The 23,109-nt window shown below is 65.5% G+C and carries 24 protein-coding genes; 16 read left to right on the top strand and 8 right to left on the bottom strand.

The features are described from left to right. Positions 1–222 precede the first annotated feature (222 nt). Entirely contained in the window at positions 223–1,449 is a 1,227-nt protein-coding gene (gene glyA, locus Q322_RS0102175) for a serine hydroxymethyltransferase (RefSeq protein ID WP_029475494.1), read from the bottom strand. Positions 1,450–1,730: 281 nt separating this feature from the next. Between glyA and pheS the strand changes: the two genes are divergently transcribed. The 4 genes from pheS to Q322_RS0102160 all read left to right on the top strand — a co-directional run bounded on the left by pheS (position 1,731) and on the right by Q322_RS0102160 (position 6,189). Then, the gene (gene pheS, locus Q322_RS0102170; RefSeq protein WP_029475492.1) at positions 1,731–2,777 is read left to right on the top strand and encodes a phenylalanine--tRNA ligase subunit alpha; all 1,047 of its coding nucleotides are present in this window, start codon (positions 1,731–1,733) and stop codon (positions 2,775–2,777) included. A 99-nt stretch (positions 2,778–2,876) separates the two neighbouring features. After that, positions 2,877–3,242 carry a hypothetical protein gene (locus tag Q322_RS23005; protein ID WP_156952835.1) on the top strand — a complete coding sequence of 122 codons (366 nt, stop codon included), beginning with the start codon at positions 2,877–2,879 and terminating at the stop codon, positions 3,240–3,242. Then, positions 3,239–3,640, top strand: coding sequence for an NUDIX hydrolase (locus Q322_RS0102165; protein ID WP_029475490.1), 402 nt, complete (start codon positions 3,239–3,241; stop codon positions 3,638–3,640). Before Q322_RS23005 ends, Q322_RS0102165 begins: the two co-directional genes overlap by 4 nt. 89 nt (positions 3,641–3,729) lie before the next feature. After that, entirely contained in the window at positions 3,730–6,189 is a 2,460-nt protein-coding gene (locus Q322_RS0102160) for a phenylalanine--tRNA ligase subunit beta (protein ID WP_029475489.1), read from the top strand. A gap of 27 nt (positions 6,190–6,216) precedes the next feature. On the opposite strand, the gene Q322_RS0102155 is transcribed toward Q322_RS0102160, so the two are convergent. Next, entirely contained in the window at positions 6,217–7,197 is a 981-nt protein-coding gene (locus tag Q322_RS0102155) for an NUDIX domain-containing protein (RefSeq protein WP_029475487.1), read from the bottom strand. A 10-nt stretch (positions 7,198–7,207) separates the two neighbouring features. Next, positions 7,208–7,906: a helix-turn-helix domain-containing protein gene (locus Q322_RS21490; protein ID WP_051668019.1), complete on the bottom strand. Its 699-nt coding sequence runs from the start codon at positions 7,904–7,906 to the stop codon at positions 7,208–7,210. Positions 7,907–8,030: 124 nt separating this feature from the next. On the opposite strand from Q322_RS21490, the gene Q322_RS0102145 reads away from it, so the two are divergent. Next, positions 8,031–9,185, top strand: a complete 1,155-nt coding sequence (locus tag Q322_RS0102145; RefSeq protein ID WP_029475482.1) for an MFS transporter — start codon at positions 8,031–8,033, stop codon at positions 9,183–9,185. Here Q322_RS0102145 and Q322_RS0102140 read toward each other — a convergent pair. After that, positions 9,122–10,006 (bottom strand): alpha/beta fold hydrolase, encoded by an 885-nt coding sequence (locus tag Q322_RS0102140; protein ID WP_051668030.1) that lies wholly within the window; start codon positions 10,004–10,006, stop codon positions 9,122–9,124. The two genes, Q322_RS0102145 and Q322_RS0102140, sit on opposite strands and share 64 nt — an antisense overlap. A gap of 125 nt (positions 10,007–10,131) precedes the next feature. Between Q322_RS0102140 and Q322_RS0102135 the strand changes: the two genes are divergently transcribed. From Q322_RS0102135 to Q322_RS0102125, 3 genes are all read left to right on the top strand, one after another. Further along, the gene (locus tag Q322_RS0102135; protein WP_051668017.1) at positions 10,132–10,449 is read left to right on the top strand and encodes a hypothetical protein; all 318 of its coding nucleotides are present in this window, start codon (positions 10,132–10,134) and stop codon (positions 10,447–10,449) included. Between the two features lie 274 nt (positions 10,450–10,723). Beyond that, positions 10,724–11,392 (top strand): response regulator transcription factor, encoded by a 669-nt coding sequence (locus Q322_RS0102130; RefSeq protein ID WP_029475476.1) that lies wholly within the window; start codon positions 10,724–10,726, stop codon positions 11,390–11,392. Positions 11,393–11,517: 125 nt separating this feature from the next. Continuing rightward, a complete protein-coding gene (locus Q322_RS0102125; protein ID WP_034417290.1) occupies positions 11,518–12,609 on the top strand; it encodes a hypothetical protein in 1,092 nt (363 codons plus the stop codon). A gap of 198 nt (positions 12,610–12,807) precedes the next feature. Here the strand turns inward: Q322_RS0102125 and Q322_RS0102120 are convergent, their stop codons facing one another. Further along, positions 12,808–13,227, bottom strand: a complete 420-nt coding sequence (locus Q322_RS0102120; protein ID WP_029475471.1) for a hypothetical protein — start codon at positions 13,225–13,227, stop codon at positions 12,808–12,810. Between the two features lie 325 nt (positions 13,228–13,552). Here Q322_RS0102120 and Q322_RS0102115 point away from each other — a divergent pair, with 325 nt between their 5' ends. The 5 genes from Q322_RS0102115 to Q322_RS0102095 all read left to right on the top strand — a co-directional run bounded on the left by Q322_RS0102115 (position 13,553) and on the right by Q322_RS0102095 (position 17,315). Then, a complete protein-coding gene (locus Q322_RS0102115; protein ID WP_029475469.1) occupies positions 13,553–13,801 on the top strand; it encodes a hypothetical protein in 249 nt (82 codons plus the stop codon). 85 nt (positions 13,802–13,886) lie between these two features. After that, the gene (gene def, locus Q322_RS0102110) at positions 13,887–14,567 is read left to right on the top strand and encodes a peptide deformylase (RefSeq protein WP_051668015.1); all 681 of its coding nucleotides are present in this window, start codon (positions 13,887–13,889) and stop codon (positions 14,565–14,567) included. Positions 14,568–14,577: 10 nt separating this feature from the next. Continuing rightward, entirely contained in the window at positions 14,578–15,522 is a 945-nt protein-coding gene (gene fmt / locus Q322_RS0102105; protein WP_051668013.1) for a methionyl-tRNA formyltransferase, read from the top strand. 76 nt (positions 15,523–15,598) lie between these two features. After that, the gene (gene dkgB / locus Q322_RS0102100; protein ID WP_051668010.1) at positions 15,599–16,435 is read left to right on the top strand and encodes a 2,5-didehydrogluconate reductase DkgB; all 837 of its coding nucleotides are present in this window, start codon (positions 15,599–15,601) and stop codon (positions 16,433–16,435) included. A gap of 118 nt (positions 16,436–16,553) precedes the next feature. Then, the gene (locus tag Q322_RS0102095; protein ID WP_245593107.1) at positions 16,554–17,315 is read left to right on the top strand and encodes a phosphotransferase family protein; all 762 of its coding nucleotides are present in this window, start codon (positions 16,554–16,556) and stop codon (positions 17,313–17,315) included. A 54-nt stretch (positions 17,316–17,369) separates the two neighbouring features. Here Q322_RS0102095 and Q322_RS0102090 read toward each other — a convergent pair whose 3' ends face one another. After that, positions 17,370–18,296 carry a hypothetical protein gene (locus tag Q322_RS0102090; RefSeq protein ID WP_029475460.1) on the bottom strand — a complete coding sequence of 309 codons (927 nt, stop codon included), beginning with the start codon at positions 18,294–18,296 and terminating at the stop codon, positions 17,370–17,372. Positions 18,297–18,353: 57 nt separating this feature from the next. Then, positions 18,354–18,743, bottom strand: coding sequence for a hypothetical protein (locus Q322_RS0102085; RefSeq protein ID WP_029475458.1), 390 nt, complete (start codon positions 18,741–18,743; stop codon positions 18,354–18,356). A gap of 71 nt (positions 18,744–18,814) precedes the next feature. On the opposite strand from Q322_RS0102085, the gene Q322_RS0102080 reads away from it, so the two are divergent. After that, positions 18,815–19,843, top strand: a complete 1,029-nt coding sequence (locus Q322_RS0102080) for a DUF1517 domain-containing protein (protein ID WP_156952833.1) — start codon at positions 18,815–18,817, stop codon at positions 19,841–19,843. Positions 19,844–19,976: 133 nt separating this feature from the next. Then, positions 19,977–20,303: an HNH endonuclease gene (locus Q322_RS0102075; protein ID WP_029475454.1), complete on the top strand. Its 327-nt coding sequence runs from the start codon at positions 19,977–19,979 to the stop codon at positions 20,301–20,303. Between the two features lie 89 nt (positions 20,304–20,392). Here the strand turns inward: Q322_RS0102075 and Q322_RS0102070 are convergent, their stop codons facing one another. After that, positions 20,393–21,232 carry a phosphatase PAP2 family protein gene (locus Q322_RS0102070; RefSeq protein ID WP_051668008.1) on the bottom strand — a complete coding sequence of 280 codons (840 nt, stop codon included), beginning with the start codon at positions 21,230–21,232 and terminating at the stop codon, positions 20,393–20,395. Positions 21,233–21,391: 159 nt separating this feature from the next. Here Q322_RS0102070 and Q322_RS0102065 point away from each other — a divergent pair, with 159 nt between their 5' ends. Continuing rightward, positions 21,392–23,035 carry an ABC transporter ATP-binding protein gene (locus tag Q322_RS0102065; RefSeq protein ID WP_029475450.1) on the top strand — a complete coding sequence of 548 codons (1,644 nt, stop codon included), beginning with the start codon at positions 21,392–21,394 and terminating at the stop codon, positions 23,033–23,035. Positions 23,036–23,109: the final 74 nt, after the last annotated feature.

Genomic DNA, 23,109 nt, shown 5'->3' with positions numbered 1-23,109 from the left:
AGGTGTTGGAAACACCTGGAAATCCGAGGGGGCGTCCAAGCGTCCTCATGGGCGCTGCTCTGGACAAGACAGCGAGCAGGAGAAAAACGGGTTCCGGACGTGGAGTGGATGAGTCGGCGCTGTCCCGGTTCATGCACGAAACAAACGGAGTCCGTATAAGGGAGGGGACAGGTGGCCTGAATGTGCGCCATCTGCCCCCCTGCTTTTCGTTTTCTGCTCTGATCAGGGCAGCGGAAACCCGCTCGCGAAGGCGTGAACCTCGTCCTTCACGTCCTCGCCCTTCAGCGCCCGGTCAATCAGGTCCGCAATTTTTGGCATGTCGCTTTCCACCATGCCGCGCGTGGTCACGGCGGGCGTGCCGATGCGGATGCCGCCGCCGTGCAGAATCTTTTCGGTGTCGTAGGGCAGCGTGGATTTGCTGATGGTGATGTGGTTGGCGTCCAGCGCTTTTGTCGCCTTGGTGCCGTTCAGGCCGTGTGGGCGCAGGTCCAGCAGGAACAGGTGGTTGTCGGTGCCGCCCGACACCACCCGGTAACCCTTGTCCTGAAATGCGGCGGCCAGCGCCTGCGCGTTCTTGATGATCTGCGCGGCGTAGCTCTTGAATTCCGGTTGCAGCGCCTCGCCGAAAGCAATCGCCTTGGCCGCGATGATGTGTTCCAGCGGCCCACCTTGATGTCCGGGAAACACCGAACGGTCCATCTTGGCGGCGATTTCGGGGTCACTGCTCAGCAGCAGGCCGCTGCGGGGGCCGCGCAGGGTTTTGTGCGTGGTGGTGGCAACGATGTGCGCGTGTGGCAGCGGGCTGGGATGCACTCCGGCGGCCACCAGTCCAGCAATGTGGGCAATGTCGGCAAACAGAATGGCCCCCACTTCATCGGCAATGGTGCGGAACGCCTCGAAGTCGATGATGCGGCTGTAAGCGCTGGCCCCGGCGATGATCATTTTGGGTTTGTGCTCGTGCGCCAGGCGGCGAACCTCGTCCATGTCGATCAGTTCGGTCTCGGGGCTGACCTTGTAGCCCACCACCTCGTAATTCTTGCCGCTGAAGTTGACCGGACTGCCGTGCGTCAGGTGGCCGCCGTGCGACAGGTCCATGCCCAGCACCGTGTCGCCGGGCGTCAGCAGCGCGCCGTACACCGCGATATTGGCGCTGCTGCCGCTGTGGGGCTGCACGTTGGCCCAGGTCGCGCCGAACAGTTCCTTGGCCCGCTCGATCGCCAGCAGTTCCACCTGATCCACCACCTCGCAGCCGCCGTACCAGCGCTTGCCGGGGTAGCCCTCGGCGTACTTGTTGGTCAGCACGCTGCCCGCCGCCTCGCGCACGGCGGCGCTGGTGAAGTTCTCGGAGGCGATCAGTTCCAGCCCGGTGCGCTGGCGCTCGGCCTCCTGCGCGATCAGGTCAAACACGGCGTCGTCACGGACAGTCGTGGGGCGTTCGGCAGTCGTCATGAACTTACGGTAACACCGCCGCCGATGGGAAAATGGACGTCTGTCTTGGCAGCGCAGACGGGCAAGTGCGGCGTGTTTACAGGAGAGGAATTTTTGTGGCACCAGCCCTCCTGCCCCGGCTTCTGCTACCTTTAGCCCATGACGCCCCGGCCCGGTACACATCAGTTGGGTATACCTTCGCCGTTTACCCGCTGTGGGGTTTCGCTGACTTAAGCAAGTCCAGCGCGTCACCCCGCCGACTGCATGTACGGCGGGGCTTTTTTGTGCCAGAAGGGAGGACTATGACAGAGAACCATCAGGAAGAAGCGGTGGCGGCCATCACGCAGGCGGACACATTGGACGGTTTGCAGGCGGTCAAAACCAGATACGTGGGCAAAAGCGGGCTGGTCACCAGGGAACTGGGCGCACTGGGCAAGCTGCCGCCGAAGGAACGCAAGGCACGCGGCGCACAGATCAACGCCGTGCGGCAGGCCATTGACGCCGCTTTGACCGAGCGCGAGTCCACCCTGAAGCGTACCGCGCTGGACGCCCGCCTCGCCTCTGAAGCCATCGACGTGACGTTGCCCGGTCTACCGCTGCCCGCTGGCGGCCTGCACCCCATCAACCGCGTGTACGACGACTTGACCCGCATCTACGAGCGGCTGGGGTACGCGGTGATCGAGGGGCCGGAAGTGGAGGACGAGCACCACAACTTTGAGGCCCTGAACGTGCCGTGGTATCACCCCGCCCGTGACCTCCAAGACACCTTCTGGCTGGAGGATGGCCGCCTGCTGCGGACGCACACCAGCCCCATGCAGATTCGCTACATGGTGGATCACGAACCCGCCCTGAAGATCGTGGTGCGCGGCAAGGTCTACCGTTACGAGGCCACCGACGCTACCCACGAGGCCATGTTTCACCAACTGGAGGGGCTGGTGGTGGGCGACGGCATCAGCATGGCGGACCTGAAAGGCACCATCGCCGAGATGGCGCGCGGGCTGTACGGGCCGAGCGCGAAGGTGCGTTTCCAGCCCAGCTATTACCCCTTCACCGAACCCGGCGCGGATTTTGCCGTGTGGTGGGACAACCCGCGCGGCGCTGTGTCAGGTCAGCCTGGCAAATGGCTGGAGCTGGGCGGCTGCGGCATGGTTCACCCCAACGTCTTCAAGGCCGTGGACGATCTGCGCGAGGCAGAGGGCAAACCGCGCGTGTACGAGGGCAAAACGGGCTTCGCCTTCGGCCTGGGGCCAGAGCGGATTGCCATGCTCAAATACGGCATCCCCGATATTCGGTATTTCTACGCCAATGATCCACGCGTGCTGGGGCAGTTTAGGGGGGAGCTGGGGTGAATTGTGTTCGTCCTATCAGTGGTTGAGAACGCGTCAACAGTTGACACGCTTAAAGTGCTTGCCTGGGTTTACGAGGGTTGTGTGTGTCGGGGAGATAGCGTGACTTGGGTGGTGAGTCTGAAAGCAACGGATCATGGACTGACTGAGGATTCCGAAATGAACGTCTCCTACGCAATTGAAGATGTTCAACCAATGGAATTTAGTTTGGCTAGAATTGAAAAATATGAAGACTGGGAATCAATGGAATGCGGTTACAGCGGAACCTTTTACCTAAAAGCTATTTCAGAGAAATACGATGATTCTCTACGTGGCCTTCTTGGGAGCGATGAGTTTCAGGCCGAGCGAGAAAAGCGGCGGGCAACGCGCGGGCAACCTGTTGAATACGCGCAAATCTGTTTGTTTGACAGTCGCCCCACTGCCGATACTTGGCTTAGTTCACTTCCGCATAAAAAGGATATTCAATGATCCCTCGCCTTCGCGCTGTCGGTATCCTCCTCAACAACGAAGATCAAGTCCTGCTGATGCTGCGGCGCAAGGCGGGCCGCGCCTACGCCACGCTGCCCGGCGGCGGCATTGAATCCGGTGAAACCCCCGCCGAAGCCTGCGCCCGCGAACTGCTGGAGGAAGTGAATCTGGTGGTGACGGTGGGCGAGGAAGTGCTGGTGCTGGACAATCTGGACAACCACGAACACTATTTCCGCGTGTCCCACGTCTCCGGCGAGATGCGCCTGGGCGACGGCCCCGAAGGCATCCGCAACAGCGCCGAGAACTCGTACACGCCTCAGTGGGTGAACGTGTCGGAGTTGGACGCCGTGAATTTTGTGCCGGAGCAGGTGCGGGCGTTAATTAAATCCGCTGGCTGAAGCTGCTTTTCTCCCTCTCCCCCTGTGGGAGAGGGCCGGGGTGAGGGGGCGTGTGACCAGCGCCTCCGCCCCATCAAGAGGTCCACACCATGAAACTTCCCTACTCCTGGCTCCAAGAACTCATCCCCAACCTCCCACCCGTCACCGAGCTAGAACCCATCTTCGCCAACCTCGGCCTCCCGCTGGAAGGCGTGGACGAAACACCTACCCCCCCCGAAGGCGTCCTGCTCTCTGCTGTTCTGAAAGCTGAAGCGATGGAAGGCACGCAACTGACCAAACTGACGCTGGACGTCGGGCCGCAAGGTGAGCGCGTGATTGCCACGGGTGCGCCGAATGCCGCAGGGCTGAAAGCCGGAATGGTGGTGGCCCTGGTCACACCCGGCACAACCCTGGACGGCACCGAATACGCCGTCCGAACCTTGCAGGGCGTGGAATCCTGGGGCATGGCCGCCAGTGCCAGGGAACTGGGCATCGGCGAGAGCAGCTCCGGCATCCTGGTCTTCCCAGCGGGGACGGCGAAACCCGGAACGTCCATGCGTGAGTTGTGGCCCTCCGATCACGTCCTGGACATAGAAATCACCCCCAACCGTGCCGACGCCCTGAGCGCCCTGGGGGTGGCCCGCGACTTGGCCGCTTTCCTCAAATTGGAATTGAAGCAGCCGCCCGCTGGCCCCGTCCCACACGGCGACGGCGAAATCCGCATCAGCCTTCCGCCCAAGGGACTGACCATTGAGCGCGATCCGTCCAAAAAGCTGCGTTTCGGCTGTGACCACTTCGCGGCGCGGACGGTGGGCGGCGTGCAGAACGGCCCCTCGCCGCTGTGGATGCAGCGCCGCCTGAGCCTGTGCGGGCTGCGGTCCATTGACCTGATCGTGGACACCAGCAATTACGTGATGATGGAACTGGGCCAGCCCACCGCGCTGTATGACCGCCGTGACGTGACAGACAACCAGATTCTGGTGGCCTTCGGGTTGCGTCAGGGCGAGGAAGTGGCGGACCTGATGGGCGGAACCAATACTGTTGGCCCCGAGGACCTGCTGATTCTGGACGGACGTGAGCGCGGTATTTCCACGGTGGCCGAAGCCTTCGCCGATGCTGGACAGGCACAGCCGGGCGCGGGCGTGCTGGGCATCGCCGGAATCATGGGCGGCAATCACGGGCGCGTGCGCGGCGATACGACGGATGTGGTGATTGAGTCCGCCCACTTTGACGCCGTGTTGCTGAGGCGCACCAGCACCCGCCTGGGCCTCAAGACCGACGCGGTTTACCGCTATGAGCGTGGAGTGGACCCGTTGCTGTCGCCCCGCGCTGCTGACCGCGTGGCCGGGCTGCTGGCCGAGTATGGCGGCGGTCAGATAGAGGCGGGCGCAACGGTGGTGGGCGAACCGGAAATCCCCGGCGAGATCACCGCCTCCTCCGACGCCATCCGCGCGTTGCTGGGCATGGACATTGATACGGCGGAGATGCGGGCCATCCTCGTGCGTCTGGGCTGTGAAGTGACGGGCGACGGCGACACCCTGAAGGTCTTACCCCCGTCCTGGCGCATAGATATGAACATCTGGCAGGACGTGGCCGAGGAAGTTGCCCGCCTGCACGGCTACGCGGAACTGCCCGAAACGCTGCCCACGCTGCAAATCCACGACAGCAACATCGGCGCGTCTGCCGGAAACGATGACCGCCAGAATCTGCGCCGCACGCTGGCCGGGCTGGGTTTTCAGGAAGTGGTGACCTATACCTTCTCCAGCGACGAGGAGGCGGGGCGGGCGCGGGCCGAGGCTCCCGGCGTGCGTCTGCGCAATCCGCTGACCACGGACCGCACGGCCCTGCGAACGGCGCTGTATCCCAGCCTGCTGCGTTCGGCCCTGGCCTACCCCAAGGGAGAACGGGCGCTGCTGTTCGAACTGGGCCGCATCTTCCCCGCGTCCGGGGAGGCCGAGCGCCTGGGTCTGCTGATGCGCGGGCCACTTGCGCCGAACACTTATCAGGGCGGCGTTACTGGGGGTTACAGCGTCTTCCGGGGCTTGCTGGAAGCATTGGGGGCGGCTCAGGGCGCGGCTCTGGAGATTCGCCAGTGGCGCGGCGAACACGTTCCCAGCGCCCTTCATCTCGGCATCGCGGGTGAGGTGGTCTGGAATGGGCAGTCCGTCGGCTGGATCGGCGCGGTGCATCCCGAGATCGCGCAGGAATTTGGGTTGAAGGGCGAGACGTTCATTCTGGAAATCGCCGTGCCGCTGCCGGGCCGCGCGTGGGCCTTCCGCGATCCCAGCCGCGCCCCCGCCGCGTGGCGCGATCTGGCCGTCATCGCCCCGCAGGATGTGGGGTACGGCGAGATTGCCACGCTGCTCAAAGCTGAGGCGGGCGAGTGGCTGGAAAGCGTGGAGCCGTTTGACGTGTATACCGGCGAGCAGATTGGGGCGGGTCAGCGCAGTGTGGCCGTGCGTCTGGTCTTCCGGGGCGCGAAAACCCTGACCGACGCGGAAGTGGACCCGGTGATGGACCGTTTAATGGGCGCGGTGCGGGCGCAGGGGTGGAGTATCCGGGAGAAGTAGGGGAGAGGTTGAATAGGAGGGCCGGGGCTACGCGCTCTGGCCCTCTTTCCAATGTTTTACGCTTGCTCGCATGACTGGGCTGCTCAACTCCTCGTCAGTGGGCAACTCGCCCACGCCAAACCAGCCGACTTCCAGCACTTCGCCGTCCTGGAGGGTCAGTCGTCCAGTGACACTGTGTGAGCTATAAAGCACCGAGACTGAATCAATGACATGACCGTTCGTGTAGGTCAGGCGGAACTCAGGACCACAGTACATTTCCAGCGGTTCAAATTGCGCGGCACTCAGGCCAGTTTCTTCAAATAACTCGCGTGCGGCGGCCTGCTCATAGCTTTCGCCCGGTTCCAGAACACCACCCGGCAGTGTCCATTTCCCCGTTCCCCCATGCCGCAGCAACAGCAATCTGTTTTGCCCATCCGTGACCAGCACATTCGCGCCGGGAGCGAACAGCGGGCGTGGGCCAACCAGCTTTCGCAGATCCATCAGATGATTTCCAGTGGGCGGCGCAGGAGGTGAAGGTTCCAGCGGCAGCGGCGGCAGGCCCACGCGGGAGCGCAGCAGGCTCAGGCTCAGGCGGTTGACGTTCTTGCTGATGGGGGGCAGGTCATCCAGGCCGAACCAGCGCAGTTCCAGCGTCTCGCCGCTGTCGTCGGGCTGGGCATGCTCCAGAGCGGAGGCCGGAAGCGTGCCATGCGCCCGCATCCCCACGATGTAGACCTCGTGGCCGTTGGGGTAAACGCTGAAGAACTCCGGGCCGCTTTGCAGCGCCTCAGTTATAGGCAGCAGGTGCAGGTCCGGGCAGACCAGTCCCGTTTCTTCCAGCAGTTCGCGCCGGGCCGCCGTCAGGAAATCCTCGCCGGGTTCCAGCGCGCCGCCGGGTTCGCTCCACAGGCCGTCGTCACCGCGCCGTTGCAGCAGGATTCGCCCCGTCTCGTCCTGAATCAGCACCCCGACACAGACGGCGATCAGCGGGCGATTGCCCCAGAATTTGCGAAGTTCGAGGATGGACACGGGCCGCAGCTTAGCCCGGCGGTCCCAGCAACTCGTCTGGCTCTTGGGGATCGAGGGCCAGCAGCACCATCTGAATCAGGTATGGCTGCGCTCCCTCCCGTCTGGAACCGCCTCTGCCCAGCAGGTCCCGCCACTCGTCCATCAGCCCAGACATCCGGTGTGCCGTGGCGTCATCCAGCCACATCACGCCCATGAAGTCGCGGCTCGGGTGCGCGGCCAGCGCTTCTGGCCCCAGCGTTTCCGTCTCGGAATGCACTTCGCCCCGCGCGTCGTCCCGCCCTCCGTCATCCCGGTAGATCAACCGGGCGTGCGGCTCCAGGCGGTGCAGTCTGCGCCCGCCTGCCCGCGCCCGCAGCCGATCATACGGCAGACTGTGCCGGGCCACCTGCGCGGCCAGATCGGCGAACGGCGTCAGTGCAAACGGGACCCGCAGCCCGCCAGGCGCGCGGTACAGCCTGACCGGACGGCCCGCCCGCCTTTCCTCGTCCACCTGTTCCAGCAACCCGGCTTTCAGAAACTGCCGCACGCGGTACAGCATGCGTTCCACGCTGACACCTGTCTGCTTTGCGGCGGCTCCGGCTGCCAGCGTCCGGCCAATGAACGGTTCCAGGTGGCGCAACGCCGCCGGATCGCTGAGCAGCCGCGCCTGTTCGGGCGTGCTGGCGGTGAACCACTCGCCCCCGTATGAACCTAAAATGGTGTGCGGCATTTTCGGTAGGGTACGCCGGAAAGTGCCGGTATGACCACTGCGCCCGCTGCCGCCGCCCTGCCCCGCGCTTTCTGGCTGTACTGGGCGGGCGTGTCCCTGACCGCGCTGGGAGACGCCACCGTGTATGTCGCCCTGCCGTTTCTGGCATTGGCGGCGGGAGGGGGGGCTGACCGGCGCAGGCCCGGTGGGCCTGGTGGTGCTGGCCGGAAGTCTGCCGCGTTTCCTGGGGCCGCTGCTGGGCGGGCTGGCGGACCGAATGGCTCCGCGCGGCTTGCTGGCCCTCAGCGCCGGGGTGCGGGGCCTGGCGGTGCTGGGTGCCGGGCTGTGGGGGCTGTTCGGCAGCCTGCCGCTGGGCGCATTGCTGGCGCTGGCGTTCGTGAACGGGCTGCTGTCCACGCTGGCCTACACGGCGGGCAGCGCGCTGGTGCCGCGCCTGGTTGCGCCGGACGCGCTAGCCCGCGCCAACAGCCTGGGCAGCGGCGCGCTGATGGGCGCGCCGCTGATCGGCTACGGTCTGGGCGGATGGCTGATTCACGCCCTCGGGGCGGCGGGCGCGTTGCTGGTGGGCGTGCCCCTGATCCTGGCCCTGTGCGCGGCGGCGCTGGCCCTGCCGCGTCTGGGTGCCGCACAGTCGGGCGGACGTTCCCAGCCGCTGGTTGACCTGCGCGCAGGCCTGGACGCCATCCGCTCCTCACCGCTGCTGCTGGCCATGCTGAGCACGAGCTTTGCGCTGAACCTCGCCATGAACGTCATGAACACCCGTGCCCCGGTGCAGATGGCCGTGCATGGACGTGGGGCCGCCGATTACGCCATTTTCGAGATGCTCATTTCGGGCGGCGTGCTGCTGGGTATCGCGCTGGTCACGCCGCTCGCGGCCCGCTGGTCACTGGACGCCCTGATTGGCGCGGGGCGCTGGGTGCTGGTGGCCGGAACGCTGGGCTTCGTCCTCATTCCCATTGCTGCCTGGTGGGCCGGAGCCGCCGTTTTCGGCATCGGCCTGGGTCTGCTGGAGGTGGCGGCCACCACGCGCTCCCAGCAATTGACGGGCCTGGAGGTGCGGGGCCGCGTGATCGGCGCGCTGCTGGCCCTCAACGCCGTGGGCCTCAGCCTGGGCGCGGGGCTGGCCGCCCTGCCGCTGCCCACGCCGGGGCTGATGCTGGGTCTGACCGCCCTGCTGCTGTGCCTGGCTCCGCTGTGGCCGGTTGCCCTGAGACTTCAGCGCCTGAGCGCGTCCTCCAGCGCCTCGGCAAACGCGTCCTCGTCGTCCAGCCAGGGGTAGTGGCCGGTGTCCAGCACGGTCACGTCGGCGTCGGCCAGATCGGCCAGGTACTGCACCTGTTCGGGATAACTGGTGCGGTCCTGCACGCCCACGATCACGTAAACGGGGCGGCGCAGGTCGGCCAGAAAGGGCAGGTATTCAAACTCCCACATGCCCTGGTTGACCAGCGCCTCCTGCACCTCGCCGCCGCCCACCAGTTGGCTTTCCACGTCCACGAATTCCAGGCGCATCCGGCTTGGCGCGTCCACGAATTCCAGGGCGTTCAGCAGATCGCGGGCGTTCAGCAGGGTGAAGGCGGCTTCCACGCGGGCGTCGCCCACCTGCGGATGCTCGCCTTCGGGGGTGCTGGCGCGGATGGCGGCGGCGGGGTCTTCCAGTTGCGCGCCGCGCAGGGCGCTGGCCTCCCGCAGCAGGGTCAGGGCCAGGGCGGGAAAGTGAATCCAGGGGCCGACGACGATCACGCGGTCGGTCTGCGCCGGGTGGCGGCGGGCGTATTCCAGCGCTGGCAGCGCCCCGAAGCCGTGGCCCAGCGGCACAATTCTGTCCAGTTTCAGGAAATCACGCAGCGCCTCCAGATCGGCCACCAGGGTATCCAGGTCCAGCGTCTCGTCGCCCTGATCGGTGTCTTCCAGTGGGCCGCTGCGTCCGCTGCCGCGCGCGTCCAGGTAAACCACCGGGCGCTCCAGGGACTCGCCGAACAGTTCCCGGAACGAGTAGCTGTTGTAGCCGGGGCCGCCGTGCAGGAACACCAGGGGGGGCTGGTCCGACTCCAGATCGCCCGCCACCTCGAAATACAGGTCCGCTCCGTTCAGGCGCTCCATGTAGACGCCCTCGCCCAGTTCGGTCTCGTTCAGGTCATCCTCGAAAAAATCATCCTGGGGCAGGTCGCCGGTCATGCGGGCAGTGTAGAGCAGCCCGCCGCCCGCTCCGCGTTACCCTGGCGGGCATGAACGCTCCCTCCTCCCCGGGTCCCGGCCCCAATCCTGGCGACGTGCAGGGCATTGCCTTCACGCTGGACGGCGTGGATGAGCTGGCCTTTGCGCGCATCCTGCGGGACGTGATGCACGACGCGGCCTTCGGCAAGCCACTGCAAATCCAGGCGCAGGAGCCGCGCCCCGGCCTCAGCGCCCGGCTGACCGTGGCCTTCCGGCGGCAGGACCGCACTCGGGCGGTAGCGGCCATGCAACGCTTGAAGACCCTGCTGCTGCGCCACGGTGTGCAGGTGGATTCAGTTCATGTACCTGATGCCGATGAGAAGTCCTGAAGGCCCGGGCACTTTCTGAAGCCGCTCCCCGTTGCTGAAGGCTGTACCTGTTCCTGAAGACGGCACCTGTTCCTGAAGAAAGTGCAAGATGCCGTTAAGAACGCGTAAACCGCTTCCGCGCGCCCAGCGCTGCCCTGCCCCCTAGCATGTCTCAAAGCAGAGGAGACCTCGCCGCCGCATGGTGCGGAGTTTCCCGTGCCAGAGGCAGCCTTTCTCTCTCGCTGACGCTGCGCTTTTTCGGGGCTGCCCACAGGGGCCTCACAAGAGGGTGATTATGGAACAACGCATTCTACTGATCGAAGACAATCCAGACATCACCCGCGTCGTGGAATATGAGCTGGAACAGGCGGGCTACCGGGTGCTCAGCGCTCCCGACGGCGTGAGCGGCCTGACCAGCGCCCGCGAGAGCAGTCCCGATCTGGTGATTCTGGACCTGGGCCTGCCCGACTTTGACGGCGCGGAGATTGCCCGCCGTCTGCGCAAGACCAGCAGCGTGCCGATCATCATCCTGACGGCGATGGACGCCGTGGACCGCAAGGTCAACCTGCTGGAAGCGGGCGCGGACGACTACATGACCAAGCCGTTCCACCCCGAGGAACTGGTCGCCCGCGTCAAGGTCCAACTGCGCCACCAGCAGCATGGCGAGATCATCACCATCGGCGCGCTGGAGATTCATCCGCAAAAGCGCCTGTGCCATTACAACGGCCACGAGGTCCGGTTGTCGCCCAAGGAGTTCGATCTGCTGACCTTCCTGTCCCGTCAGCCGGGCCGCGTGTATTCCCGCCAGGAAATCGAGCGCGAGGTCTGGAACGGCGAGTTGCCCAGCAATAGCAATGTGGTGGACGTGCATATGGCGAACATGCGCGCCAAGCTGCGCGATCTGGACGGCTACGGCATCATTCGTACGGTGCGGGGCATTGGGTATGCACTGAAAACGGCGTGAGGCCGGACTGTCGGCCTCAGCGGCTCCCGCTTAGCTAGAGGGAGCTTTTTCCATTGTTTGTGTTGGGATGGAAAATGAGACGTGGTCTCTTTCAACTGCCGTGTCCAGAGGCCTACGCTACCGGCATGCATAAGTGGCTCAGTCTGCTCGTTCTGGCGCTGGCGGCCTCGGCGGGGGCGCAGGATCTGAAAAAGTGCGGTGGCGTGCCCGGTCTCCCGGCGTGGGCCAGGGCGGGCGTGTATTCGGGCACGGTGGGACCGTCGGGCGTCACGCTGGGGCTGGGCTTACCGGGCGACTTCCCCCACCGCTCCTTCTACGCGGGGCAGGCCGACGATCTCTTTCTGGCCCCGTTCCACCAGGGCAACACCCTGATCTTGCAGGAGGAGGTCCGCACAGACGCCGAGGAACGTTGGGCGGTCACCGGCTGTTTTACGCTGGAGGAGGGGGCGGGAGCATGGCGCGGAAGCTGGAAAGTGCCCGGCAAGGCTGCGGCCCTGAAGGTGGTCCTGAAGCCGCTGGACGTGGGCCGCGTGCCGCTCAAGCTGCTTCCGTCGCTGGGCGTGCTCAAGCTGCGGCGCAACGATCCGCTGGCCTTCCTCAAGCTCAACCATCCGTGGAGGGTGACCGCCGATGGCCAGTCCACGCTGGAGCCACTGACCGGCCTGACCTACCCACGGCCCGCCGGGGCCAGCGCCGCGCTGAACAGCGTCTTGCAAGACCGTTTGCTGGGACACGCCGTGACCACCCTGGACTGCCGCTCGATGTTGCCCCAGGGAACGGGCAGCGACGGCGGCGGCTACGAAATGCGCGCCGCCATAACCCTGCTCACCCCCCGGTTGCTCAGCCTGCGTGAGGATGTCGGTTACTACTGTGGCGGCGCGCACCCCGACAGTTTCACCACGGGCCTGATTCTGGACCGCGCCAAGGGCCGCCCCATTTCATTGCTCAGTCTGTGGCCCAGTCTGACCCCGGCCCGTCTGGGGGCGCTGTACCTGGGTGCCTCCGCCTCTGATCCGGCTTCCGAGTGTGACGACGTGCTGCGGGATATGCAGGACAGTTTCGCCGTATCCCTGAGCAGCGGCGGTCTGACCCTGACCCCCGATTCGCTGCCCCACGTCGTGTCGGCCTGCGCGGAGAGCGTGGTTATTCCCTACGGCCAGCTTCGCCGGGGGGCCAACACCGGATCGCCGTATTTCGCAGACCTGTATTTGAAATAAGCCTCCAGTGGCCTGAAGGTTGTTGCGAACACTCAAAACGCTGTCAGGATTAAATCCCCTGACAGCGTGATTATAAGAAGCATCCAGAATGTCTTTTCCTGACGGTTTAAGTTGGACCCGGACTTTGATTAAAAGGTGTTGGAAATACCTCGAAATTCAAGGGGAGGGAGCAGGAGATAAACGGATTTCGTATAAGGTTTACTTGCGCTTGGTCTTCGAGCGGCTCTGGCCCAGGGTCTGGCCCTTTTGGTAGCTGGCCTGCATCTTCTTGCGGGTTTCGGCGGCCATCTGCTTGAAATCCACCAGTCCAGCCTCAATGGCCTCGACGGAAGGCTTGATGGTCCCGCCCTTGCGTGCAGCGGCCAGCTCGCGGTTGGTTTCGTCGAACCACTTCTCGAATTTGGGGGTGACTTCAAACAGCATTTCCTTGGTGTCACGCTGATAGCTGCCTTCGCTGCCCCGGCGCGTGAACTGTTTGGGCATGGTGAAGCGTTCGGGCATGTAAGCGGCCTCGAACTTGCCGTCACGTACCGCGTCACGGAACATCTTCACAAAGGTATCGCTGCGTTGAGGATTGCTGAGTTCATGGACCTGCTCACTGAGTTTCTTATAAGCCATATCGTTTGGCCTCCAACTGTAGAGTATGGACGATCTGACCTCGTTTTGTAAAGTCTTACGGCACTCTGTAACAGGGGACGAGGGGCATGGACGCCCGCAATCTCAAAATTTTCGCGCCAGATTCAATTCATGGGTGCATAAAAAATTCTTGAAAACTGCCGCTCGAATTCAAATCGATTGCCTTGACTGGATGAAAGAAATTTAACAACTTGAAAGTGATTGGTTTTTGCTGTAATTTTGCTCATTCATACAGTTTTGCGGTAAGCATGGGGTGACTACTCCCAGTAGTGTCCCTTGCCGCGTTCCGGGCGCTATGCTCGCCGCAATGGACGATCCTCGCGGCTGGCTGGGCCTGCTGTGTCTGCTGCTGGCGGGCGCGGGCTGGGGCTTTCAGGTGTCGCGGCGCGGGGTGACCTGCGCGGGGCTGGCCGTGACCCTGATCGCCAGCGTTATTGGGCTGACCCTAACCACCGACGCCTTTTTGCGCGGCCATGATCTGCCACTGGTGCTGGGCCTGACTGGCTCTCTCGGCGCGGCCACCCTGATGGTCTTCAGCCGCCGGGACGGGCCGTGATCATGGACGGAACGCGAATTGCCGGAGCCTGGACATCCTGACCCGTGGCCCTGTCCACTGCCCGCCGGTCTGGTAAAACAGCACCATGACCGGGCAAACGACTCCCACCTGGACCCCCGCACAGCCGCGCGTGTACCCGCTGCGCCTGTACGGCGATCCGATCCTGCGCCGCAAGGCCAAACCGCTGACCCTGACCAACACGCTGAACGTGCCTGGCGTGGGGCCGCAGAGCGTGCGCCAGGCGGCCCGAACCATGCTGGAAACCATGTTCGAGGCGCGTGGGGTGGGCCTGGCCGCGCCCCAGGTGGGCCTGCCTGTGCGGATGTTCGTGGCCGTGGAATACGAGGACGACGAGGAGGAGAACGAGGGCAGCGAGACCCCGCTGCGCTCGCGGGTGCTGCGCGACTTCGTGATGATCAATCCGGTGGTCAGCGTGCTGAACAAGAAAAAGGATAAATCTTACCAGGAGGGCTGCCTGAGTATTCCCGGCATCTACGAGGAAGGCGTGCCGCGCGCCCGCGCCGTGTCGGTGAAATACACCGATCTGGACGGCAACCCGCAAATTCTGGAGGCCGAGGACTACCTGGCCCGCGTGTTTCAGCACGAGCTGGACCATCTGGACGGCGTGCTGTTCCTGGACCGCCTGCCGCCCGAGGTCACCGAGGATTACCGCAAGGAGCTGCTGGCCTTGCAGCAAAAGTCCAAGACATTGATCGGCGATCTGGCCCAGGCGGACCGTCTGCGCCGCGAGCGTGGCGGCACATGAGGACTGCGGTTTGAAGGTGGCCTTCTTCGGCTCCCCGGCCTTCGCGCTGCCCGTGCTGGAGGCCATTCGCAGCCAGTTTGAGGTGGTGCTGGTGGTGGCCCAGCCGGACAAACCGGTCGGGCGCGGCTTGAGACTGACGCCCCCACCCGTCGCGGCGCGGGCCGCCGAACTGGGGCTGCCGCTGGCCCAGCCCGTCCGGCTGCGGCGCAACGCGGAGTTTGGGACGGTACTTCGGGCGTGCGGCGCGGACGTGGCCGTCACCTGCGCCTACGGCAAGATTCTGCCCGCCTCCCTGCTTGACATTCCCAGATACGGCTTCCTGAATACCCACACCAGCCTGCTGCCTGCCTACCGGGGGGCTGCGCCGATCCAGTGGGCGCTGATCGGCGGCGAAACGGTCACGGGCACCACCATCATGCAGACCGATCCCGGCATGGACACCGGCCCGGTGCTGCTGCAAGAGCAATTGCCGATTGCCCCGCAGTGGACCAGTCTGGACCTCTCGGACGCGCTGGCGGGGCAGGCGGCGCGGCTGATCGTCACCGCGCTGGAGCGGCTGGGCCGGGGAGACCTGACCCCCACGCCCCAGGACAACTCGGGGGCCAGCCACGCGCCGATGCTGGTCAAGGAGGACGGCTTCGTGCGCTGGACCGATTCGGCGCGGGAAGTGGTCAACCGCTCCCGGGGTGTGGCCGCCTGGCCGCAGACAACCGCGTTTCTGGACGGCGCACGCCTCAAGCTGGGAGGCTTGAAAATGGCGGAGGGCGCGGGGCAGCCCGGCGAGATTCTGGGTGTGGATGCGAACGGGCTGGTCATCGCCTGTGCGGACGGTGCGGTGGGCGTGGAGACCGTCCAGCCCGAGACCCGCCGCGCCCAGCCCGCTCAGGTCTGGGCGGCCTCGGCGGGGGTGGAGGTGGGCGCTTGCTTTGAGGTGTGGACCCCAGCCCGGATGTAGACAGGTCTGGGAGCAGACGCCGCATAAAGAAAAACGATCCTTGTCCGCTGGTTGCCCGGCGCGGCATCATGGCGGGATGACTGCATCAAACTGGCCTGCGTCAACATCGACTGTGCCGCCCTTCGGACTGGGCACGTTTCGCCTCAAGGGCCAGGTGGTCCAGGATTCCGTCCGGGAGGCCCTGGAACTTGGCTACCGCGCCATCGACACCGCGCAGGGCTACGACAACGAGGGCGAGATCGGCCAGACCATCGCCGACAGCGGTGTGGACCGCAGTGAGCTGTACATCACCACCAAGATCAAGCCCGACAACTACAGCGCAGACAAACTGGTTCCCAGCCTGCGCGAGAGCCTGGACAAGCTGGGCGTGGACGCCGTGGACCTGGCCCTGATCCACTGGCCCGCCCCGCGCGGCCCGGTGAGCGCCGGGGAATACCTGGGCGCGCTGGCCGACGCCCACGCGCAGGGCCTGACCCGCCAGATCGGCGTCTCCAACTTCACGGTTGCCCTGCTGAAACAGGCCCGCGAACTGCTGGGTGATCTGCCCATCACCACCAATCAGGTGGAGATTCACCCCTACTTGCAAAACCGCAAGCTGGCCGAATTTGCGCGCCAGGAGGGCATCCACCTGACCTCCTACATGACGCTGGCGGTGGGCAAGGTCATGGAGGATGAGGTCTTGCAGGACATCGCCAGAGCGCACGACGTCACGCCCGCGCAGGTGGCGCTGGCCTGGGCCATGGGGCAGGGGTATTCGGTGATTCCGTCCTCCACCAGGCGCGAACATCTGGAAAGCAACATGAAGGCGCTGGACCTCAGGCTCTCCGACGAGGACATGGGCCGGATTGCCGCGCTGGACGGTCAGGGCGAACGCCTCGCCAACCCGGCCAGCGTCGCCCCCGACTGGGACTGAGCGTTGATGGAGCGTGGAAGACGCGACGCCGATTGAGTTTAGGGTGCTTGTCCAGAAAGTGCAGCCAGGAGCGCGACTTCTCCACTCCTGGCCCCTGACTGGCGGCGTTTCCGCCCGCGTGACGGCGCTGGAATTTCGCCGGGCCAATGGGCAAATTGGACGTCTTGTGGTGCGCCAGTATGGGCAGCACGACTTGCGGGCTAATCCTGACATTGCCCGGCAGGAAGACGCATTGCTGCGGGCGCTCCACGCGGCTGGCCTGCCCGTGCCTCTGCCGCATTATTTCGAGGCGGGCTTGCTGGTCACGGATTTCATGCCTGGCGCTACCGAGTTTCAGCCTGCCGATGGGCCGGATTGCGTGCGCCAGATGGCCGCTTTTCTAGCCCGTCTGCATGCTCTTGCCCGCACCGATCTCCCGTTCCTGCGGTTTCTCGCGCCGCCCGCCCCACGCCCCGCCATTGCCGACGAATCCTTGTCCGAAAGCCGTATTCGTAACGCGCTGGAGCGGCTCGGCTCACCTGCTTTGAAGACGCCCGCTGTCTTGCACGGCGATTTCTGGCCGGGCAACCTGCTGTGGTCTGGGGGCCAACTGTCCGCTGTGATCGACTGGGAAGACGCCGTGCACGGCGATCCGCTGGCCGATCTGGGCAACGCCCGGCTGGAACTGCTGTTTTTCCTGGGCGCAGGGGCCATGCAGGCCTTCACGCGCGAGTACGCTGCTCTGAGTGGCGCGCACCTTGCCTGGTTGCCGTACTGGGACCTGCGCGCTGCCCTGCGTCCCTGCGGACGGCTGGGCAATTGGGGACTGGAGGCTGGGGTAGAGCGGCGGATGCGCCAGCGACACCGGGCGTTCGTGAACGCTGCGCTGGAACATCTCTAGCGTTCGGATCACAAAAAAACCTCCCACATGGGGAGGCTTCACTTTGGCCCGGGTTCAGATGTTGCGCTTGATGTCCTGGGCTGCGTTCTTGACATCGTTCGCGGTCTTCTGTGCGGTGTCCTTGGCGTCCTGGGCCACGTTCTGCATGTTGGCCTTCACGCCCTGCGCGGCGTTGCGGGCGTTGCTGCTCAGATCGCTGCCCTGGTGGATGGCCGCGTCAGCGTCCTTCTCGGCCTGCTTCTCGGCCTGGGCGCGCGCCTCGGCAATAAAGTCGCGGGTGCCGCTCTGTGCGTCGGCGGCCTTGTTCTGCGCAGCCGCCCCGGCTTTCTGAGCGGAATCCCTGGCCTGATCCACGGCGTCCGATGCCTTGCTCTGGGCCTGCTTCGCTGTTGCCTGGGCCTGCTTGCCCACGTCGTTTGCCATGTCTTTGACCTGCTCGGCCTTGTCCTGCATCTGCGCCGCCGCATCCTGTGCCCTGTCTCTGGCCTGATTCACGGCATCCGACGCCTTGTTTTTCAGTTGCTCGGCCCGGTCCTGTGCCCCGGCGGCAGCGTCCTGGTCCTCTTTCTTGACTTCCTTCGACACGTCCTGGAGGCTGTTCTGGGCCGCCTTGTCCGCATCCTGCGCGGTCTCCCTGGCCTGCCCGGCGGCCTGGCCCACGGCGTCCTCCACGTCGCCCGCAACTTCTTTGGCCTTGTCCACGGCGGCTCCGGCCCCACCTTCAGCAGCGGCGTCCTTGACCTCACTCGCCTTGTCGGCGATTACGTTTCCGGCCTGGACGGCGGCGTCTCTGGTCTTCTCCCAGCTCTTGGTCACGCTGCTGCCCACGTCCTGCGCGGCGTCCTTGAGACCCAGTTCGGCCAGCTTGGCGTCCAGCGCCTTGCGGTTTTGCTCGCGGCTGAAGTAATACGCGCCTGCGCCGATCAGTGCGCCCAGGGCCAGCAGACGTTTGATGGGGAAATGAGGTTTGGTGTTAGACATGAGAAGCAGCCTACGCGTCCCTCATCTGTGCGAGATGAGCCACACTTCAGAACGGGTTTACCCCTCTCCGGTCTGTTCGATCAGGCCCAGCCGCCGCGCCAGATCCTCGGTGAACAGCCAGTCCTCCGGCTCGTCCATTCCAGTCACGCGGATCAGCACACCGCCCCGCCCCAGATAGAAGGCCGTGATCTTTTGCCACGCCTCCTCCTCGTCCCCGGCGGTCTCGTCGATGTCTTCCAGCGTGTCCCACACGTCACCGTCCACCTCGCCGCTGCGCAGGGCCTCGGCGTGGGCGCTCAGGACGTAGGGGTCCACCTCCTCACCACGCTTCAGCACGGTGCCGGGCGCGCGAAGCTCCAGGCGGTCGTCACGCTCGTACAGGCGGTCCTGAAAGGCTTGCCACTCCCCGGGAGTCAGCGTGATGGTAGGGCAGGATTCAAGAGTCACAGCCGAGTCTAACCGGCCCTGGGTGCGTGGATGTGGGAACTCCTAACGCGCCCGGGCCGTAGACTGCGGGTATGAACGAGACTGCGGGTATGAATGCCTCTGGACCCTCTGCCCGCCGTCTCCAATCGCGCGGCCCGCTGACCCGACTAGTCGCCCTGGTGCTGACCCTGTGCGCGCTGGGCCTGTCGGGTCTGGGAGGAACGGCGTTGGCACAGTCTGGAGGCGGCTTTGGCGGCAGCAGTTCGGGCGGTGGCGGTGGAGGGGGCGGCGGCGGCAGCTTCGGTGGCAACTCCGGCGGCGGTTTCTCGCGCGGCGGGGGCGGCTATTCCGGCGGCGGGTACTCCGGCCCGATCATCATCAACGGAGGCGGGGGCTACGGCTACGGCGGTGGGGGCGGCGGCTCGGGCCTGATCGGGATCATCATCGTCGGCGCGCTGGTTTTCGCGGTGGTGGGGTACATGCGCAGGAGCCTCAGCGCCGGTGGAACGGGCGATGGACGCGGGCTGGGCACGCTGGGATCGCTGAGCGGCACCGCCCAGGCGGTCAGCGTGCAACTGCTGCTGGCCGAGGGTGACGAGGTCAAGAAGGCCCTGCAACAGGTGGCGCAGAGCGGCGATCCCGACACCAACGCCGGACTGGCCCGCATGCTTCAGGAGGCCGCGCTGGTGGCGCTGCGTCACCCCGAGCGCTGGGTCTACGGCAATGTGGAACGCGCCCAGGGTGCGCCCAACTCCGCCGACGGCCAGGTGGGAGCCTGGGCCACCGAGGCCCGCGCGGCCTTTACCGATCAGACCACCAGCAACTACCAGAACAGGGACCCCAACAGCGGCTTTGCCCACCGGGGCGACTACACCTATAAGGGCGACGCGGGCGACGTGTACCTGGCCGTGACCATCGCGGTGGCCGCCCACGCGCTGGGCAACCTGCCCCCCGCCGGGGTCACCACCGCCGCCGAGGCCCGCGCCGCCCTGGGGACCATCAGCAGCGTCAATGCCTCGGACCTGATCCGTGCCGAAGTGGTGTGGAGTCCCGACTCGCCGGGCGAGTTCTTAAGCGAGGACGAGGCGATCATGAAATATCCGAAGATGACCAAGCTGTAGGGACCAAGTCGTAGGGACCAAGTTGTAGGGGCGGGGCGGAGGTCAGGCGAGGCGACTCCCTGGCCTCTTCTCTTTCGCTACCTTGCCCCGCGCCACACTTCTGCCCGTCCGCCCCGGCTATCCTCCAGCCCCGATGGCCCGCCGCCAATCCCAATCCAACTGGCCGCCCCCCCCGCAGGCCGCGCCCGTCTGTGCGCTCTGTGGGCGGGCTGCGCCGCAGTTGACCGAGCATCACCTGATTCCGCGTTCGCAGGGGCGGCGGCGTGGGGCCAGGGTCTGCGAACTGCCCACAGTCATGTTGTGCGGGCCGTGCCACAGGTTTTTGCACCGGACCTTCAGCAACGCCGAACTGGCGCAGGATTACAGCGCTGTGGGCACCCTGCTGGAGCACCCAGACGTGCGCCGATTCGTCGCCTGGATTCAGAAACAACCCGCCAGCCGAGGCGTGCGGGTGCGGTGAGGCGGGCCTGTGGCGCGTAGCCTGGGGGTTGTGGGAAGAGAGACGAGTGGACCGCAGCAAAGCTGTGCGCTTGTTTCGTCCCTCACCCCTCAGCGTGGAGGCACCGCTTCGGCTGGAGCGCGTCCCCTGCCGTCTGACACAGCAGTGCGCGGCATCCAGCGGCGCAACGCGGCGGGAACAACTTCCACCGCCACCACCACCAGCACGGCGTAGCGCAGCGCCCGGACCAGCCCGATATCCTTGACTGCACTGGGCAGCGCCCCCAGCCCGAAGAACACCACGAATACGATCAGCAGGCCCACCACGCCCACGATCAGCCGCCCGGCCAGATCACGCGGCGGCGCGAAGGTAGGGCGCGCATACCAGAACCCGGCGAACAGCCCCAGCCCGGTGCCGTACTCGCGCGGGATGCCAGCGGGCAAAAAGCCAGCGATCAGCAGCGCCACCACCGGCACGGCCCAGCGCCATGTCCCAGCATTAGCAAGGGCCACGCGGCCCGCAATGATGGCCGCGATCCCGCCCAGCAGCAGGCCCACGATCACGTCTGCGGGGAAATGCACGCCCAGCGCCAGTCGTGAGGCCGAGATCAGGGCCACCAGGAGAATGGCGACGGTCCACAGCGCTGGCCGCCGCATCTGCGCGGCAATGCCCGCCCACAGCGTGGCCGACATCTGCGCGTGGCCGCTGGGCAGCCCTGGCCCGCCCGCCGTCGCCCGCGCCGCATCCGTCACCAGGCCGGGATCGCCCGTGAAGGGGCGCGGCAGATTCAGTCCGTATTTCAGGGCGCTGTTGACCAGATAACTGCCCGCGAAGACCACGCCCAGCGTGCGCCCCCCGCCCGGATTCCACAGCCAGGTATACAGCGCCAGCACGATGATAAAGACCTCGTCGCGCCCCAGGTTCGTGACCGCCAGCCAGAAGGGTTGCATGCGGGCATTCTGAGGCTTGCGTGTGGCTCAGCGGAAGGGGGTTGCCCCTGCCATAGGCGTGTCCGATCAATCGGGGTCCGGTTCAGACCGGGTTCAGCCGGGGGCGTGGTGTCCTCCGGTCCACACTCCGCTGCCCAGCTCCTGCCCTACACTTGTTCCATGACCGTTCCCAATCCTGCCGAGACGGCCCCCGACGTGCTGCAAGAGGTCCGGCACCAGTCCGAGTACGCGCTGGAGCTGCGCGGGATCACCAAGAGATTCCCGCTGGTGCTGGCGAACGACGACATTTCCATGCAGGTGAAGTGGGGCAGCGTCCACGCGCTGTGCGGCGAGAACGGCGCGGGCAAGAGCACGCTGATGAAGATCGTGTACGGCATCCAGCCGCCCACCTCCGGCCAGATCGTGGTGGACGGCGAGGTGGTGGATTTTGGCGACCCCGCCGACGCCATCAAGCGCGGGATTGGCATGGTCTTTCAGCACTTCATGCTGGTGGAAACGCTGACGGTGACTGAAAACGTAATCCTGGGCGCGGAGCCGACGCGGGGCGGGGCCATCGACTACGCCACCTCACGGGCGCGCGTGTCCGAGCTGATCAAGCAGTTTAACTTCGCCCTCGATCCAGACGCCACCGTGGGCGAGTTGCCGGTGGGCTTGCAGCAGAAGGTGGAAATCCTCAAGACCCTGTACCGGGGCGCGCGCATCCTGATTCTGGACGAGCCGACGGCGGTGCTGACCCCCAGCGAGACCGACGAGCTGTTCGAGTTCCTGGTGGGCCAGTATGCCAGGAGCGGCAACGCGGTGGTCTTTATCTCGCACAAGCTGCACGAGGTCTTGCAGATCAGTGACCGCATCAGCGTGATCCGCGACGGGCGCATGATCGGCACCATTCCCGCCCAGGGCGCAACCACCGAAACCCTGGCGCAGATGATGGTGGGCCGCGAGGTCACGCTGAAGGTAGAGAAGACGGCGGCCCAACCTGGCGAGGTGGCGCTGGACATTCAAGGGGTAGTGGTCAAAGGTGAGCACCGCAACGCCGTGGACGGCGTGAGTTTCCAGGTGCGCGCCGGGGAAATCGTGGGCATCGCGGGTGTGGAGGGCAACGGTCAAAGTGAACTGGTGGAGGCCATTACCGGCCTGACGCCGTATGGCGGCACCATCACCTATCTGGGCAAGGCGGCCAGGGGCGTGCGCGAGGTGGAGGCGTCGGGCCTGTCCCACGTTCCCGAGGACCGCAACGAGCGCGGCCTGGTGCTGGACATGACCACCGCCGAGAATTACATCTTGGGCGAGCAGGACCGCCCCCCTTTTGCCGGACGCTTCGGCTTTCTGAATCTGGAGGTGATCGCCAAGAACGCCCGCGATCTGAGCGAGAAATACGACGTGCGCCCCCGCAGCGCCAGCCTGCGCGCCGGGCAGTACAGCGGCGGCAACGCGCAAAAGCTGATCGTGGCCCGCGAGATGCGCAAGGGGCCAAAGATCCTGGTGGCCAGCCAGCCCACGCGTGGGGTGGATATCGGCGCAATTGAATTCATCCACGCCCGCATCGTGGAGGCCCGCGATCAGGGCCTGGCCGTCCTCCTGATCAGCGCCGATCTGGGCGAGGTGATGAATCTGGCGGACCGCATCCTGGTGATGTACGAGGGCAAGGTGGTGGGCGAGGTTCCCGCCAGCCAGGCCACCGAAACCGGCCTGGGCCTGCTGATGACCGGCAGCAGCGCCAGCAGCGATGGGGGGGGCAGTGGCGCGTCCGGCAGGCGCAGCGGCGAGGTCAGCGAGACGCGGGCGGAAGGGGAACGGCGGTAGGGCAAAAGAAACCCCTCAGTCTGCTGCGCAGCCAGCTCCCCTCAAAAGGGAGCCAAGGAGCGTAAAAGACTGTC

This window comes from Deinococcus frigens DSM 12807 (assembly GCF_000701425.1).
Taxonomy (GTDB): Bacteria; Deinococcota; Deinococci; order Deinococcales; family Deinococcaceae; genus Deinococcus; species Deinococcus frigens.
The sequence above is the reverse complement of the archived record's forward strand: the minus strand, read 5'-3'. Positions and strand labels throughout refer to the sequence as shown.

Bases quoted from the DNA above. Each gene is read 5' to 3' on its own strand.
- glyA (WP_029475494.1), bottom strand. From the start codon at position 1,449: ATGACGACTGCCGAACGCCCCACGACTGTCCGTGACGACGCCGTGTTT.
- pheS (WP_029475492.1), top strand. From the start codon at position 1,731: ATGACAGAGAACCATCAGGAAGAAGCGGTGGCGGCCATCACGCAGGCG.
- Q322_RS0102165 (WP_029475490.1), top strand. From the start codon at position 3,239: ATGATCCCTCGCCTTCGCGCTGTCGGTATCCTCCTCAACAACGAAGAT.
- Q322_RS0102160 (WP_029475489.1), top strand. From the start codon at position 3,730: ATGAAACTTCCCTACTCCTGGCTCCAAGAACTCATCCCCAACCTCCCA.
- Q322_RS21490 (WP_051668019.1), bottom strand. From the start codon at position 7,906: ATGCCGCACACCATTTTAGGTTCATACGGGGGCGAGTGGTTCACCGCC.
- Q322_RS0102145 (WP_029475482.1), top strand. From the start codon at position 8,031: ATGTCGCCCTGCCGTTTCTGGCATTGGCGGCGGGAGGGGGGGCTGACC.
- Q322_RS0102140 (WP_051668030.1), bottom strand. From the start codon at position 10,006: ATGGAGCGCCTGAACGGAGCGGACCTGTATTTCGAGGTGGCGGGCGAT.
- Q322_RS0102135 (WP_051668017.1), top strand. From the start codon at position 10,132: ATGAACGCTCCCTCCTCCCCGGGTCCCGGCCCCAATCCTGGCGACGTG.
- Q322_RS0102130 (WP_029475476.1), top strand. From the start codon at position 10,724: ATGGAACAACGCATTCTACTGATCGAAGACAATCCAGACATCACCCGC.
- Q322_RS0102125 (WP_034417290.1), top strand. From the start codon at position 11,518: ATGCATAAGTGGCTCAGTCTGCTCGTTCTGGCGCTGGCGGCCTCGGCG.
- Q322_RS0102120 (WP_029475471.1), bottom strand. From the start codon at position 13,227: ATGGCTTATAAGAAACTCAGTGAGCAGGTCCATGAACTCAGCAATCCT.
- Q322_RS0102115 (WP_029475469.1), top strand. From the start codon at position 13,553: ATGGACGATCCTCGCGGCTGGCTGGGCCTGCTGTGTCTGCTGCTGGCG.
- def (WP_051668015.1), top strand. From the start codon at position 13,887: ATGACCGGGCAAACGACTCCCACCTGGACCCCCGCACAGCCGCGCGTG.
- dkgB (WP_051668010.1), top strand. From the start codon at position 15,599: ATGACTGCATCAAACTGGCCTGCGTCAACATCGACTGTGCCGCCCTTC.
- Q322_RS0102090 (WP_029475460.1), bottom strand. From the start codon at position 18,296: ATGTCTAACACCAAACCTCATTTCCCCATCAAACGTCTGCTGGCCCTG.
- Q322_RS0102080 (WP_156952833.1), top strand. From the start codon at position 18,815: ATGAACGAGACTGCGGGTATGAATGCCTCTGGACCCTCTGCCCGCCGT.
- Q322_RS0102075 (WP_029475454.1), top strand. From the start codon at position 19,977: ATGGCCCGCCGCCAATCCCAATCCAACTGGCCGCCCCCCCCGCAGGCC.
- Q322_RS0102070 (WP_051668008.1), bottom strand. From the start codon at position 21,232: ATGCAACCCTTCTGGCTGGCGGTCACGAACCTGGGGCGCGACGAGGTC.
- Q322_RS0102065 (WP_029475450.1), top strand. From the start codon at position 21,392: ATGACCGTTCCCAATCCTGCCGAGACGGCCCCCGACGTGCTGCAAGAG.